General features: G+C 63.6%; 14 protein-coding genes. 5 read left to right on the top strand and 9 right to left on the bottom strand.

All coding sequences use genetic code 11. The features are described 5' to 3' along the window. Positions 1-63: 63 nt before the first annotated feature. Positions 64-837 (top strand): creatininase family protein, encoded by a 774-nt coding sequence (locus O9320_10280; GenBank protein MCZ8311231.1) that lies wholly within the window; start codon positions 64-66, stop codon positions 835-837. Here the strand turns inward: O9320_10280 and O9320_10275 are convergent. The 9 genes from O9320_10275 to O9320_10235 all read right to left on the bottom strand — a co-directional run bounded on the left by O9320_10275 (position 834) and on the right by O9320_10235 (position 9,956). Next, positions 834-1,628: an amino acid ABC transporter permease gene (locus O9320_10275; protein MCZ8311230.1), complete on the bottom strand. Its 795-nt coding sequence runs from the start codon at positions 1,626-1,628 to the stop codon at positions 834-836. The genes O9320_10280 and O9320_10275 overlap by 4 nt on opposite strands. Next, entirely contained in the window at positions 1,610-2,428 is an 819-nt protein-coding gene (locus tag O9320_10270) for a transporter substrate-binding domain-containing protein (protein ID MCZ8311229.1), read from the bottom strand. The genes O9320_10275 and O9320_10270 overlap by 19 nt, the downstream gene beginning before the upstream one ends. Before the next feature lie 104 nt (positions 2,429-2,532). Beyond that, positions 2,533-3,192 (bottom strand): hypothetical protein, encoded by a 660-nt coding sequence (locus O9320_10265; GenBank protein MCZ8311228.1) that lies wholly within the window; start codon positions 3,190-3,192, stop codon positions 2,533-2,535. Between the two features lie 382 nt (positions 3,193-3,574). Continuing rightward, entirely contained in the window at positions 3,575-4,840 is a 1,266-nt protein-coding gene (locus O9320_10260) for a trehalase family glycosidase (GenBank protein MCZ8311227.1), read from the bottom strand. Next, on the bottom strand, positions 4,837-5,889 hold the full coding sequence (locus tag O9320_10255) for an ABC transporter ATP-binding protein (GenBank protein ID MCZ8311226.1): 1,053 nt from the start codon (positions 5,887-5,889) through the stop codon (positions 4,837-4,839). Before O9320_10255 ends, O9320_10260 begins: the two co-directional genes overlap by 4 nt. A gap of 8 nt (positions 5,890-5,897) precedes the next feature. Further along, positions 5,898-6,701 carry a carbohydrate ABC transporter permease gene (locus O9320_10250; GenBank protein MCZ8311225.1) on the bottom strand — a complete coding sequence of 268 codons (804 nt, stop codon included), beginning with the start codon at positions 6,699-6,701 and terminating at the stop codon, positions 5,898-5,900. Continuing rightward, positions 6,701-7,552 (bottom strand): sugar ABC transporter permease, encoded by an 852-nt coding sequence (locus tag O9320_10245; protein MCZ8311224.1) that lies wholly within the window; start codon positions 7,550-7,552, stop codon positions 6,701-6,703. The genes O9320_10250 and O9320_10245 overlap by 1 nt, the downstream gene beginning before the upstream one ends. Before the next feature lie 63 nt (positions 7,553-7,615). Continuing rightward, positions 7,616-8,896 (bottom strand): ABC transporter substrate-binding protein, encoded by a 1,281-nt coding sequence (locus O9320_10240; protein MCZ8311223.1) that lies wholly within the window; start codon positions 8,894-8,896, stop codon positions 7,616-7,618. Beyond that, a complete protein-coding gene (locus O9320_10235) occupies positions 8,874-9,956 on the bottom strand; it encodes a substrate-binding domain-containing protein (protein ID MCZ8311222.1) in 1,083 nt (360 codons plus the stop codon). The genes O9320_10240 and O9320_10235 overlap by 23 nt, the downstream gene beginning before the upstream one ends. 237 nt (positions 9,957-10,193) lie before the next feature. On the opposite strand from O9320_10235, the gene O9320_10230 reads away from it, so the two are divergent. From O9320_10230 to O9320_10215, 4 genes are all read left to right on the top strand, one after another. Continuing rightward, positions 10,194-11,099, top strand: coding sequence for a dihydrodipicolinate synthase family protein (locus O9320_10230; protein ID MCZ8311221.1), 906 nt, complete (start codon positions 10,194-10,196; stop codon positions 11,097-11,099). Then, positions 11,096-11,758 (top strand): GntR family transcriptional regulator, encoded by a 663-nt coding sequence (locus tag O9320_10225; GenBank protein MCZ8311220.1) that lies wholly within the window; start codon positions 11,096-11,098, stop codon positions 11,756-11,758. The genes O9320_10230 and O9320_10225 overlap by 4 nt, the downstream gene beginning before the upstream one ends. 91 nt (positions 11,759-11,849) lie before the next feature. Then, a complete protein-coding gene (locus O9320_10220; protein MCZ8311219.1) occupies positions 11,850-12,842 on the top strand; it encodes a DctP family TRAP transporter solute-binding subunit in 993 nt (330 codons plus the stop codon). Then, positions 12,839-13,330: a TRAP transporter small permease gene (locus tag O9320_10215; protein MCZ8311218.1), complete on the top strand. Its 492-nt coding sequence runs from the start codon at positions 12,839-12,841 to the stop codon at positions 13,328-13,330. The genes O9320_10220 and O9320_10215 overlap by 4 nt, the downstream gene beginning before the upstream one ends. Positions 13,331-13,336: the final 6 nt, after the last annotated feature.

Below are 13,336 nucleotides of genomic sequence, written 5' to 3'. Positions count from 1 at the left end.
TGCCTTCGCGTGGGAAACTGAAGCGGCTAGTGTGGCGCCAAGTGCGTGCGGAAGGAAAGAGACATGCGGCTCGAATTGCAGACATGGCCCAAGGTTCAGGACTATCTCAAGCGCAGCAAAGGCATAATTGTGCCGCTAGGCTCGACCGAGCAGCACGGCCCCGAAGGTCTGACCGGCACCGACTATCTCTGCCCCGAGGCAATCGCGCGCCGTATGGGGGCCGCGCACGGCGTGCTCGTCGCACCGACGATTCAGGTCGGCATGTCGCAGTTCCACCTCGACTTTCCTGGATCGCTGTCGTTGCGCCCGTCGACGCTGATGGCGGTCGTGCGCGACTATGTGGCGTCGTTTGCGCGCACCGGATTCGAGCGCATCTATTTCCTGAACGGTCATGGCGGCAACGTGGCACCAACGCGCACCGCCTTCCAGGAATTCTACGCCGACCTGTCGATGGCCGGGCGCGACGCTGACGTGAAAATACGCTGCAAGCTGAAAAGCTGGTGGGAACTGCCGCGCGTCGATGCGCTGCGGCGCGAACTCTACGGCTCAAGCGAGGGCTTCCACGGCACGCCATCGGAGATCGCGATCACGCTCGCGGCTTGGCCCGAAGCGATCAGCGAATTCAACCTAGCACCCCCGCCCTCGCATGGGCGCAACGATCTGCTGGAGCATTCGGGTGACAACTACTACGAAGCGGCCGATTATCGGCGGCGTTTTCCCGACGGTCGTGTGATTTCGGATTCGGCCCTGGCGACGCGGGCCGCAGGCGAAAAGCTGATCGCCTTGGCCGTCGAGGATTTGGCGCAGGATTACGAGGCGTTCCTGGGCTCGAGCTAGCGCCCGGCCGCCATGCGCGCTTCGAGCCTGCGCACCAGCCACGACACGACGAGGATCAGCAGCAGATACTCGATGACCAGCATCGTGTAGATCTCCAGCGGTCGATATTCGATCAGCACCAGTTCCTGGGCGCGGCGCGTAAGCTCCTGGTAGCCCACAACCGAGATCAGCGAACTCATCTTCAGCACGTAGACGAATTGGTTGCCCAACGCCGGGAGGATTCGGCGGATGGCCTGCGGCAGCACGATAAAACGCATCGTTTGCCAGCGCGTGAGCCCAAGACTCATCGCTGCCTCGCTCTGGCCGAGGGCGACCGATTGGATGCCCGCGCGAAAAATCTCGGACTCGAACGCTGCATCAGACAAAGCAAGCGTGGCGATACCCGCCGCCATCACGCTGAACTGGATGCCCGCGACGACCGGCAGCCCGTAATAGACCCAGAGCAGCAGCACCAGCACCGGGATGGCGCGGAAGACCTCGACATAGACGCGATTGAGCGCGCGCAGCGCGGGCACGCGCGACAGACCCACGATCGCAAGGCCGGCGCCCAGTACGACCGATATCGCGATCGCGACGAGCGACAGCATCACGGTCGCGATCATGCCGTCGGCGAGGAAGGCAAGGTTCTTGAGGCCGCGCGAATCGAGCGGCGAAACAACGTACCACCCCCAATTGTAGGAATGCCCCCCGCAGCCGGACAGCGCGAAGACCCCGGCCATAGCCAGGATCGTCGCGGTCCGGCGCGCGGGCAGCCGCGTCAGGATTCGGCGCGTCAGGATTTGGGCAGCCACTTGTTCTCGAGCGCTTCGAAGAAACCTTCGCGCGCCTTTAGGGCGACCCAGGTATTGACGTAGTTCAGCCACACGGGATCGTCCTGAGCCATCATGAAGGCCGCCGGACGGCGGTTGCGCGGCTGGACACTGGCAGCCAGCAGGGTCAAGGCGTCGAAACGGCGGATCAGCGAAGACGCCTCGACATTGCTGGTCAATGTCAGATCCGCGCGCCCAGCCAACACTTCCTGGAAGCCAGTCGCAGGCGCCTGCACCGAGACAATGCGCGCGCGCGGGAAATGGGCTTTCGCCTGATCTTCGAACACGGTGCCCATCGACACGGCCACGCGCACGCCGTCGGCATTGATCGCTTCCCACGTCGCAAAGCGCGCCGCTGCCGGCTTCGCGGCCACGGGCACCGAGCTGAACTCGAAATAAGGTGCCGTGAACGCTGCACCGCGGGCGCGCGCCATCGTCACCGAGGCGCCCGAAAAAATGTCAAACCGGTTGGCGCCGATCCCCGCCACGATTTGCGCCCACTCGGTCTGCACCCATTCCACGCGCACCCCGGAATCGGCGGCGAGCTGGGTCATCGCTTCGACGTCGAAGCCCTGATACGAGTTGGTCGTCGTGTCGCGGAAGCTCATCGGGTTGAAATCGCCCGTGGTGCCGACGCGCATGGTGCCGCGCTCGAGGATCTGCTGGAGGCGCGAACGCCCGGCGGCGGCAGGCGCTTGGGCTTGGGCGGTTTGGGCGGCGGCGAGCGTCGCCCCCCCGACAAAACCCGTACCGATCACGCGGGCAAGATCGCGGCGATTCATCTGAAGGCTCCTTGGCTGGTAGAGGGGATATCCGAACCGTCACACTAGACGGTGGGTCGATGGCGTCAAGATTCCGTTGGATCGGGGCGGCACCGCCCGAGCGTCTAGGGCAAAGGCGGCAGGGCGCGCGGTGGGCGCGCAAACACGCGCTGCAGTATCGGCTCGAAAGTCGAAAGCGCCTCCTCTTTGGCCTCGGCATCGACCGTGCATTGGTCGTAGCGATGCACGAATTCGGCTGCCGCCTCGAAATGCGGATGTCCACGCCAGCGCTCACGGGCACGACGGTCGGCGCTGGGGTGCTCGTTGTAGTGATGGGCCTGGAAATCGGCATGGCGCTCGACAATCCAGACCATTCGTTCGTCGACATAGGGGGCGAGCAATTGCGCCGCAAATCGACCGTGCGACGTTGGACACGCAATGAAGCCTATATCGTGCAGCAACGCTGCCGCGACATAGTCGTCATCGCGCCCGTCGGCCAGCGCCAAGGTCGCCGCCTGCACGCAATGCCGATAATTGTTGACGTGGTAGCCGAAGCTTGGATCGTCTTTGGACGCCGCCAGCAATCGAAGCGCTTGGCTCGCCTGCAGCGCTGCCTGGTAGGGCGGGCGTTGCGCTGCCAGAAGATTCCAATCGGCTAACGTGAATTCGTCGAGCCGCGAAGGCCCCACATACTGCGATGCGGGATCAAACAGCTGCGAGCGGGCCGTGACGTCGAAATTGTCGCGCATTGCAAAAGCATGGCCCAAAAAATTTGCGACCGCCATACGATTGTGACACCAAATGCCTGAGATCCTATTCCGCTACCGCGATCTGATTTCGCAATTGATCGCCGCAACAGCCGAGGGCGTTCGGAAAGCGAGCCGCCGCAGCGCGTGCATCCTTGCCGAGATTTCGGCTCGACATCGCCGGAACGAAGCGGTGGGATCGAACCCCGCTTGGCGATGCCTCGCATTCCAGTTCCCCATTTGGCCGAAATTCGAACGTTTTGAATACCAGTTTCCGGTGTTTGACGCGTCAAAGGAAACTGAGCGGAAACCAAGGGCACTAAGGGCACGTCGAATGCGACATCCTGCTATGTTTGTTTTATCTTGAGACAACGTGGCCTGAGGAGCGCCCGTCCGCAGCGACAGATGGTTGCCGATACCATCAGCCCTTCTCCGCGAGCAGCAGATAGATCGCTGCCGTCCACGAAAAGGTGCCGCCGCCGCCGGCCGCACCGCTGAGCGGATTGAAATTCTCGCCGAAGCCCGCCCGTTCAATGGCGCTCCGCGTCGACGCCGAAATCTGCTGTGCGTGCACCGCGTCGCCCGCGCGCGCAAAACCGTCGGCGATCATCCAATTGACAACGGCCCAGACCGGTCCGCGCCAATAGCGTAGCGCTTCGAAAGCCGGGGATTCGGGTGGCGTCGAGGGAACGAGGACGTCCACTTGAGAACGCCAACGGTCGAGCGTAGCCCCCATCTGTGCAGCCTGTGCGGCATTCGCTGCATCGGCATATAGCGGCAAGAAGCCTGCCGAGGTCGCAACCTCGATCGGCGCATCGGCGATCAGATCGCGCGAGCCGAATAGGCCGAGCTTTGGCTGCCATAGCGTCGCGAGTGCCTGCTTCATGCGCGTAGCTCGCTTCGCGATCTCGGCCTGCTCGGCGGCCGTGCCGAAGCGCGCGGCGAGCCCCAGCAGATCAACTTCCGCGCGCACCAGAATGGCGTTGATCGAAACATCGGCAACTTTGAAAGGCGCGACCTGCCACATCCGCGCCGGATCCCAGCCCGCATCGCGATAGCAATCGACCAGATGGATGAACCGCTGGTAGTCGATGTTGTGCGGGCGATGTCCGGCATCGACGTGGCTCGTGTCGCGTCGCTTGACGACCGTCGTGGTGTTTGTAGGTACGCGCGCAAACGCTGTATCCCAAGCTGGGCTGTTGTCCATCCCTGTTTCCCACGGATGCAGCACAGCCACGAGGCCCGTCTGCAGCGGATCGCGCGCCCGCGACCACCAGCGATGGTTGGCCAAAAGCTGCCGATAGATCGCCGCTCCTTTCGCCTCGGCAAGGCCTTTGTCGCGCGCGTTGGCGACGAGCCGTGCAACGGCAGAGGCGAGCACCGGCGGCTGTGTGATGCCGGATGTGGACGGCGCATGGTGCGTGCCCCACACGTCGGGCCCCGGAAAATACTGGTCGCTCGCGGTGTGGAACACGATATGCGGCACCATGCCGTCGTCCCATTGGCCCTTGAGCAGGCTCTCGACTTCGCGCCATGCGGCAGCCTCGTCGAATGTCTGCCAGCCCATTGCAACGAAGGCCGAGTCCCAATTCCACTGGAACGGATAGAGCCGAGCCGTCGGCACGGTGTAGCCGCCCTTGTCGTTTGCGCGCAGAATACCCTGCGCCTTTTCGATATACGCGTTCATGTACGTCCTTCTATTGCGCGGCCGTCGGCCGCATCCATCCAGCAAATGCGCCCCGCGATGGGGGCAAGATGAAGCGTTTCGCCGGCCGCAACATCGCGTTCGCCCGCATAAACGACGCGGACCTGCTGGCCGTGCGCATTCCCGGTCAGCAGCGCATGGGCGCCCAGCGGTTCGACCACGCGCACCTCGAAAGGCAGCCCCGTGTCGGCCGTCGCCGGCAACAAATCCTCGGCGCGCACGCCCATGACAATCTCGCCGCTGGTGCGCGGACAGGCGAGCTTCAACGCACCGATCGCGACTGTGCCGTCGATGGCCTGGCAGCGCAGAAAATTCATCGGCGGTGCACCGACGAACGAACCGACGAAAACCGTCGCAGGCGTGCGATAGACCGCCATCGGCGGAGCGAGCTGCTCGATCCGGCCGTCACGCATAACCGCAATGCGGTCGGCAAGCCCCATCGCTTCGGTCTGATCGTGCGTGACGTACAGCGTCGTCGTGCCCGCCTCGCGCAGCACGGCTTTGAGCTCGGCGCGCATCTCCATGCGCAGCAACGCATCGAGATTGGACAAAGGTTCGTCCATCAGCAGCACGCTCGGCTCGACCGCAAGCGCACGCGCGACAGCCACGCGCTGGCGCTGGCCGCCAGAAAGCTGCCCCGGATGGCGGGCCAGCAGATGCTCGATATGCATGAGGCCCGCCGCGCGCTGGACCTGTCGGTCGACCTTGGTGCGATCGGCCTTGGCCATGCGCAAGCCGAAAGCGATGTTTTCGTACACCGTCATGTGCGGGAACACAGCATAGTTCTGGAACACCATCGCAAGCTTGCGCTCCCGCGGCGGCAGGTCGCTCACGTCGCGTCCGCCGACGAGGATACGGCCAGCGCTGCGCGTCTCGAGCCCGGCCACGATGCGCAGCAGCGTCGTCTTGCCGCAGCCCGACGGGCCCAGCAACGCGACGAACTCGCCGTCCTCGATATTGAGCGAAAGCTCCTTGAGCGCCGTCATGCTCCCGAAACTCTTGCGCACGCTCTCGATCGAGATTCCGGCCATTGGCTTCCTCAGCGGTTGGCAATGCCCCACATCGCAAACAGATAGCGACGCACGGCAAAGATGAAGACGACCGACGGGAGGATAAGCACGAGCCCGCCGGCGAAACGGAAATGCAGCGGCGATTCCGAGAGCACGGTCAGCAGATACGCGGTCAGTGTGCGCTCGCGTACCGTGAGCACGGAGGCGGCAAACACCTCGTTCCACGAGATCACGAAGGCGAACAGGCCGGTTGCCGCAATGCCGGGCAAGGCCAGCGGCAGAACGACTTTGACGAAGGCCTGCAGCCTTGTGCAGCCGAAAATCCAAGCCGCCTCTTCGAGTTCGCGCGGAATGCCGACGAACAGGCTCGACGTGACGAGGGCCGCGAACGGCAGAGCGAGCGCCGTATGGACGAGCGCCACGCCGAGCGTCGTGTCGTAGAGTCCCCAGCGGATGAACGCGACCGTCAAAGGCAATGCGAGGATCGCGATCGGAAAAGCGCGTGTAAGCAGAATCAGCAACCGATAAGCGTTCTGGCCGCGGAACGAGAAGCGTGCGAGCGCATAGCCGGCGGGCGTGCCCAGCAATGTCGCAAACACCATCGTCATCGCGGCGGCCGTCATGCTGTTCCACAGCGCCTTGCCTACCCCTTCGATGCGCAAGAACAGCGCGAGCGCCGAAAAGGTAAACTCAGGGGGCAGCATAGATTTGGGCCACAGAAACACGCCTTGGCGTCCACCAATCGCACCGGCTGCGATGAGCCAGATCGGCACGAGCACCCAGGCGCACATCGTCGCGACACCAGCCCAAAACAGGAGACTGCGCGGGCGCATCACAGCCGCGCCTCCGGCTTGGTCCGCAGCACGCGCAGGTAGAGCGCCGTCGCCGCAAGCGAGATCGCCATTACGACGACCGCATAGGCAGCGGCGACGGCGTAGCTTTGGTTTTCGAACTGCCAGACATAGGCTTCGCTGACGAGCACCGGAAAATTCCGACCGCCCAACGCAAAAACGACCGCGAAGACCTCGAACGCTAGCACGGTGCGTAGAATAAGCGCCGTCTGCAGGCTCGGCTTGAGCAGAGGTAAGGTCACGCGCGTGAAGCGCTGCCAAGGCGTGGCGCCGAATATCTCGGCAGCCTCGCCGTATTCTTTCGGAATGAGGCCGAAGCCTGCAACGAGGATCACGAGAACAATCGCGGTCGCGCGCCACACCTCGGCCAGCACGATCGCGACGAACAGCGTAATCGGCGTTTCGTAGGAGAGCCAGCCGGTTGGCCCGTCGATTAGGCCGAGGGCGAAGAGGGCGCTGTTCACGTAGCCGCGGTCGGTCAACAGGGCGAGCCAGACGAGCCCTGCGGCAAGATCCGACACGCCCATCGGGATCGTCCAGACCCACAGCACCATTTCGCGTCCGCGCGAAATCTTCGTGAGCATCTGGGCAAGGCCGAGCGCCAGCGCTATCTGCAGCGGCACTACCACGCCCACGAGCAGGAACGTATTGCCCAGGGCCGAGGCGAAATTGAGGTCGCCCGCCATGCGGCGATAATTGTCGAGCGAGAATCCTTCGGCCGTGCGCAGCGACAGCAGGATCGTTTCGGCAAGCGGATAGAGAAAGAACGCCGCCAGGAACAACACCGACGGTGCCAACAGCAGGTAGGGCAGATAAGCGGGGCGCGCTTGCATTTGCGTTCAGGCGGTCGGGGTACAGGCAGAACCGGGAAGCGGCTCCGCCTGCACCTCTTTCGCTCAGTTGACCGGGCAAGCGCCCGTGCTGACCGGATCCGGGGCCCAGCACGGTGCAGCCGTCGCATTCATGATCGCGCGCAGATTCTCGGCCTCGCGGTCGAGCACGGCGCGCGCCGGCTCGTTGCGCAGCACGATACGCGTGAACGTGTCGATATAGACCTTGTTGAACTCCCCACCCTTGTCGCCGAGCCCGATCGGCAGGAGGCTCACGAGGGCGTCGCGCGCATTCTGCGTGAGCGCGATCGCGTTGGCGGCAAGTCGCACGCCGGGGGCAAGATCGGCCGGCAGATCGGCTTTGACGACCGGGAAAAAGCCGACTTCGGCCGCGGTCACAAGCTGCGTGCGCGCCGTGCTCAGATGGTCGATCAGCGCCACAGCCCCTGCCCGGTTCGGCGCGTCCTTGGCGATCGACAGGCCCGCAACGACGGGCATGTAGCCGCGGCCTTTCGGGCCGGCGGGTGCCGGGAACGTGACGAAATCGTTGGGCCGCTGGCGCAATGCATCAAGCACGCGCGCCACATGGTCGAACGCAATCCATACTTCGTCGGCCAGCAACGGCTCTTGCATGAAATTGTAGCTGGTCGAGTTGGGCTGCACGTACTGCCAGAGGTCCTTGAAATTCGTCCACATCGCTTCGGCTTCGGCCGAGCGGAAAGCAGAGACGGCGCTGCCGGTGTAGGACGGATAGAGATAGCCCTGGAAGAAGCGCGGCATCAGCCCCGTCGGCCCAGCCGGGAAGCCGAGGCGGCGTTGGCCGGTGCGCTCGCGCACGTTCTTCGCCCATTCCTTGAGCTGGTCGTAGCTGAGCGCGTTGATGTCGGCACCTGCCGGCAGGAACGGCAACGCTTGGCGGTTGGCGACCATGATGTAAGTCGCCTGCATCCACGGAATATAGGCCTGCGTGCTGCCGCCAAGCTTGCCGAGCGACATCAGATTGGCGGGAATACCTCGATCGGCGAGCTTTGCGGCGACGTCCGAGATGTCGTCGAGAGCACCCATCGGCTGCAACGGCTGCAATTCGCCGTGAAGGGCGCCAATCACGCTGACCGTACGACGACCGGCGGCCGCTTCGGCGCGCATGCGCACATTAAGCTGCTGCGGCTGCTCGGTCACATAGACCGCCTGCCCGGCAAAACCCTTGAGGATCACGTCGCGCACTTTCTGCGCTTCCTCGATTGGCCGCAGCTGCGTCGACATAAAGACGGTTTCCTGAGCCTGGGCTTGCGGCAGGAAGCCGAGCCCCAGCAGAATCGCCGCACTAGCGATGAGTTGTTTGCGCATTTGGTTTCTCTCCCTTTTTTACGTGCGTCGTTTTGACGTCTTTTTCCGTATCGTGGCCTGGTGCCGGTCCATCGGACCCGCGCACGACGAGCTTGCCTTGCCACAATTCACAGAGCATTTCGGGTTTGGCGCCCGCAAAAAGTGCAAGCAGCATTTCGACGAGCTTTTCGCCCGCTTGCGTCCAGGGTTGCGCAACGGTGGTTAAGGCGGGCTGCGTGTAGCTTGCGACCGGCAGATCGTCGTAGCCGATCACCGAAACATCGCGACCTGCCCCAAGCCCTGCCTGGGCGATCGCGCGCAACGCGCCGACGGCCAAACGATCGGTGCCGCACAGTAGCGCGGTCGGCGGCACGCGCAGCGCCAAGAGCTCGGCCGCAAGGCGATGGCCGTTCTCTTCGGTGGCTTCGGCCGCACGGAACTCCCCCGTCGGCATTGCGAGTGCCGCATGTGCTGTACGCCAGCCCGCTTCGCGGTAGTGCGCGAAGGTGTAGTGGTCCGGCGCATTGATGAGCGCAATGCGCCGATGGCCCATCGCCGCAAGGCGCAGCGTTGCGTCGCGAAAAGCCGCGTGACCGTCGATATCGAGCCACGCATAGGGCCGCTTCGTGCGCGTCCGCCCGTGCACGATGAACGGAAAATCGCGGTCCTGCAGAAACGCGATGCGTTCGTCGTCGAGTCTGGCACGCGCAACGATCATGCCGTCCACGCGTCGCGCATCGACGAGCCTGCGATAAACTTTGAGCTCGGCCTCGCCGGGCTGGGCGGCGGCGACCAGCAGATCGAAATCGGCTTCGGCAAGGCGACGACCGATCGCCGTCAATACTTGCAGAAAGAATGGATCGTCGAAATGGCCGGGCTGGGCGGGCAAAACCACGCCGACCGCCCGGCTGCGCCCAGTGCGGAAACCGACGGCGGCGGCATTGGGCACATAGCCGAGTCGCTTGGCAGCCCGCACGACTTTGGCACGTGTCGCCGCCGCCACATCGTCGTAGCCGGCCAATGCGCGCGAAACAGTGGTGGGAGAAAGGCCGAGTTCGTCGGCCAAGCGGCGCAGCGTCATCTCCCCCTCATCTTTCGAGTTATTGAGGAAATGCTATATCCAAAACGATTTGGACGTCAAGCGGCACGATGCGATTAACGTACGCCCAAATCTCGCGCCCACAGCGACCGAGACCTCGAAGCGACGCGCGGATGTCGAGACGCGCAAGAAGGACTCTAACATGTTAGCATTGACAGAGGCTGCGCAAGCGCTCTACACCGTTAGCAATCGAAGTTCTTTTGGGGAGAGTTCGCCATCATGTCCGTATCGAAGTCCAACCCGCGCATCGGTCTCTCCTGCGCCCTCTCGACAGCGTTTCTGCCGAACGGTGCTATCGACCTGCCGCGCACTTTGGCGCAAGCGCGCTGGGTGCTCGACGATGGCTGCGACAGCGTGACGATGTTCGGCACCACCGGCGAAGGTGCTTCGATCGATCTTGCGGAGCGTCATGCCGCGTTGGGCGCCCTAGCCGGTGCGGGCTTTGATCTCCCCAAACAGATAATCGCCGGCGTTACGGCTGCAACGATCGGCGAAACGGTCGAACAATGCCGCGCGGGCTACGACTATGGGTGCCGCGCCCTGCTTTTGGCGCCGCCCTTCTACTTTCCCGATCCGTCGGAAGAGGGCATGTTTCGCTGGTATGCCGCCGTGTTCGAGCGGCTCGGCGGACGGCTGCGCGACGTGCTGATTTACCATATCCCGAGCATGACACGCGTCGCCTTTTCTCCCGCATTGCTGGGGCGTTTGCGCAAAGCGTTTCCCGAAGCCGTGATCGGCATCAAGGACAGCACGGGCAGCTGGGAGTCGGCAAAATCCTTCCTCGATGCGCACAAGGATCTGCAGATTCTCGTCGGCGACGAGCGCCTGCTTGCGCGCGCGGTCCGCGAAGGCGGATCGGGGTCGATCTGCGGGCTTGCCAACCTGCGTCCGGATATTCTGCGGCCGGCCGCGTGGGAGGGAAAAGACGATCCGCGAATCGCCGCGTGCGTAACTGCGATTATCGCAGATCCCTTCATGCCTGCGGTCAAAGCACTGATCGCGTGGCGGCAGAAGGACCCCGAATGGCTGCGCATGCGCGCGCCCGTGATTGAGCTCGATGCGGCGCGCGCGCGCGCGCTCGAATTGCGCTTCGACGCGGCAACGGCCTCGGTCGCGGCCGAATGAGCGAGGCGAGCGCTGAAACGCCGAAGTTGCGTGAACGCGCCTATGCTGCGTTCACCGATCGGCTGTTGGCGCGAGCGATCGTCCCGGGTCAGTTCGTGACCCAACGCGAATTGGTCGAGATCACCGGCCTGCCGCTTGGCGCAATCCGCGAACTGGTGCCGAGGCTCGAAGCCGAAGGCCTGATCGTCACGGTGCCGCAGCGCGGCATGCAGGTTGCCCATGTCGATCTGAGCTTGATCCGTTGCGCATTCCAGTTCCGCTTGATGCTCGAGCGCGAGGCCGTTGCGGTTTTCGTTCGCGACGCACCTTTGGCCGAGTTCCAGAGACTGCGCGAAGCCCACGAGCGGGTCATCAAGGATGCGCGCAGACGTGTAACGGCCGACGTAATTCGCCGTGCGCAGATCGTCGACTGGAACATGCACGACACCATCATCGACTATTTGGGCAACGACATCGTTTCGAGTGCATACCGCGTGAACTCGATCAAGATTCGCCTCATTCGCCAGGCCGAAACGCGTCTAGACCCGAGTCGCGTGGAAACCGTAATGCGCGAACATCTCGGCATCGTCGAGAAAATGGAAGCGCGCGACGCTCTCGGCGCGCAAGCCGCCCTGGGCGCCCATATCCAGGACGCGCGACTGCGGGCCATGGAGATGTAAGAGGAGCCTCGATGATCGCATGCCGCGTGCAATGGATCCCAACAGTTCAACAAAAGGCGCACCAAAGCGCCGCAACTAGGGAGAAGAGCCCATGTCTCGAATTTCACGACGCGGATTGTTGGCTGGCACGGCGGCGACGGCCGGGCTGCTAGCGACGCCGACCATCGCACGCGCGCAAGCAACGGCGATCCGGTGGGGCGAGATGCTTGCACCGACGCATCCGCAGGTGCAGATGATTGATCGCATCGCCGCCGAAGTGCGTGAGAAGACGTCGGGGCGCATCGATATTCAGACTTTCCCCAACGGCCAGCTCGGTTCGGGCCGCGACATGATGGAAGCGGTTTCGGCGGGGGCCTTGCAGATCACAACCGACGGCGCCGGGGCGCTTGCGGCCTTGCTGCCTGCCTTGTCGGTCATTGAAGCGCCCTATCTGTGGCGCGACGCGGCACATATGGCGAAAGCGGCGGCGGCACCGCAGTTCCTGCGCATGAACGACGATCTCGTCGCACGCCGCGGCATGCGACTTGCGGCCGTCACTTACTACGGAAAACGGCATCTGACGACAGGCAGCAAAGCTGTGCGCACACCGGCCGACATGGCCGGCTTCAAACTGCGCGTTCCGCCAGTCGACGTCTTCCGCGCGATGGCCGAAGCGTGGGGCGCTCAGGCAACGCCGGTCAATTTCAATGAACTTTACCTTGCCCTCAATCAAGGGGCCGTCGACGGCCAGGAAAATCCGCTTCCGACGATCCAGAGCGGCAAGTTTTTCGAGGTGCAGCGCTTCCTGGTTCTGACCGAACACATCATCACGCCGCGGCTGGTGATCGTAAACGAAGCGTTCTGGCGGGGCATGCGCAATGCCGACCGCGACATTCTGCAGACGGCGATCGCCAACGGTGCGAAATGGCAGGATCAGGAACTGCTGGGGCAAGAGGCCGGACTTGTCGCAACGTTGCGCACCGCTGGGATGACGGTGATTGAGCCCGATCTCAAGCTGTTCCGCGACCCGGTGCTCGCGCGCGTACCTGCGCAGTTTGCGGAACGTTGGGGCCGCGACACGTTCGAAGCGTTGCGCGCCTTATGATCGACACGATGCGGCGCGCGGCCGATTTCGGCATGCGCGCCGCTGCTTTTGTTCTACTGATGGCGCTGCTCGGCAGCGTCGTCGCCGGGGTCGTCTCGCGTCAACTCGGCGCGCCTCTCCCCTGGACGGACGAAGCAGCCCAATATCTTCTGGTATGGACGGGGTTCGTCGGCTGGATGCTCGCCGCGCGCAAGCGCAGCCACATCCGGATCGACGTGCTCATCGATCTTCTGCCGCCGCTTGCGCGCCGCGTGGCGGAGATCGCAATCCAACTTGGCGTCATTGCGCTCGCCAGCGCCATGCTGATCTACGGACCCGTGCTGATCGAGCGCAACCTCGACGTCGAATGGATCAGCGTGCCGCTGTCGGCGGCCCTGCTCTACATTCCCGTGCCGATTGCCGCCATCGCTGTGCTGATGCAGGCCTGCGTGCAGATTTGGGAAGCCCTCAAGGGGCCCATCGCCCCGCAAGCCGTGAAGATACTATGATCGAAA

This window comes from Magnetospirillum sp., from assembly GCA_027532905.1.
Taxonomy (GTDB): domain Bacteria; phylum Pseudomonadota; class Alphaproteobacteria; order CACIAM-22H2; family CACIAM-22H2; genus Tagaea.
The sequence above is the reverse complement of the archived record's forward strand: the minus strand, read 5'-3'. Positions and strand labels throughout refer to the sequence as shown.

Coding starts and splice junctions, on each gene's coding strand:
- O9320_10280 (MCZ8311231.1), top strand. CDS start 64: ATGCGGCTCGAATTGCAGACATGGCCCAAGGTTCAGGACTATCTCAAG.
- O9320_10270 (MCZ8311229.1), bottom strand. CDS start 2,428: ATGAATCGCCGCGATCTTGCCCGCGTGATCGGTACGGGTTTTGTCGGG.
- O9320_10265 (MCZ8311228.1), bottom strand. CDS start 3,192: ATGGCGGTCGCAAATTTTTTGGGCCATGCTTTTGCAATGCGCGACAAT.
- O9320_10260 (MCZ8311227.1), bottom strand. CDS start 4,840: ATGAACGCGTATATCGAAAAGGCGCAGGGTATTCTGCGCGCAAACGAC.
- O9320_10255 (MCZ8311226.1), bottom strand. CDS start 5,889: ATGGCCGGAATCTCGATCGAGAGCGTGCGCAAGAGTTTCGGGAGCATG.
- O9320_10250 (MCZ8311225.1), bottom strand. CDS start 6,701: ATGCGCCCGCGCAGTCTCCTGTTTTGGGCTGGTGTCGCGACGATGTGC.
- O9320_10245 (MCZ8311224.1), bottom strand. CDS start 7,552: ATGCAAGCGCGCCCCGCTTATCTGCCCTACCTGCTGTTGGCACCGTCG.
- O9320_10240 (MCZ8311223.1), bottom strand. CDS start 8,896: ATGCGCAAACAACTCATCGCTAGTGCGGCGATTCTGCTGGGGCTCGGC.
- O9320_10235 (MCZ8311222.1), bottom strand. CDS start 9,956: ATGACGCTGCGCCGCTTGGCCGACGAACTCGGCCTTTCTCCCACCACT.
- O9320_10230 (MCZ8311221.1), top strand. CDS start 10,194: ATGTCCGTATCGAAGTCCAACCCGCGCATCGGTCTCTCCTGCGCCCTC.
- O9320_10225 (MCZ8311220.1), top strand. CDS start 11,096: ATGAGCGAGGCGAGCGCTGAAACGCCGAAGTTGCGTGAACGCGCCTAT.
- O9320_10220 (MCZ8311219.1), top strand. CDS start 11,850: ATGTCTCGAATTTCACGACGCGGATTGTTGGCTGGCACGGCGGCGACG.
- O9320_10215 (MCZ8311218.1), top strand. CDS start 12,839: ATGATCGACACGATGCGGCGCGCGGCCGATTTCGGCATGCGCGCCGCT.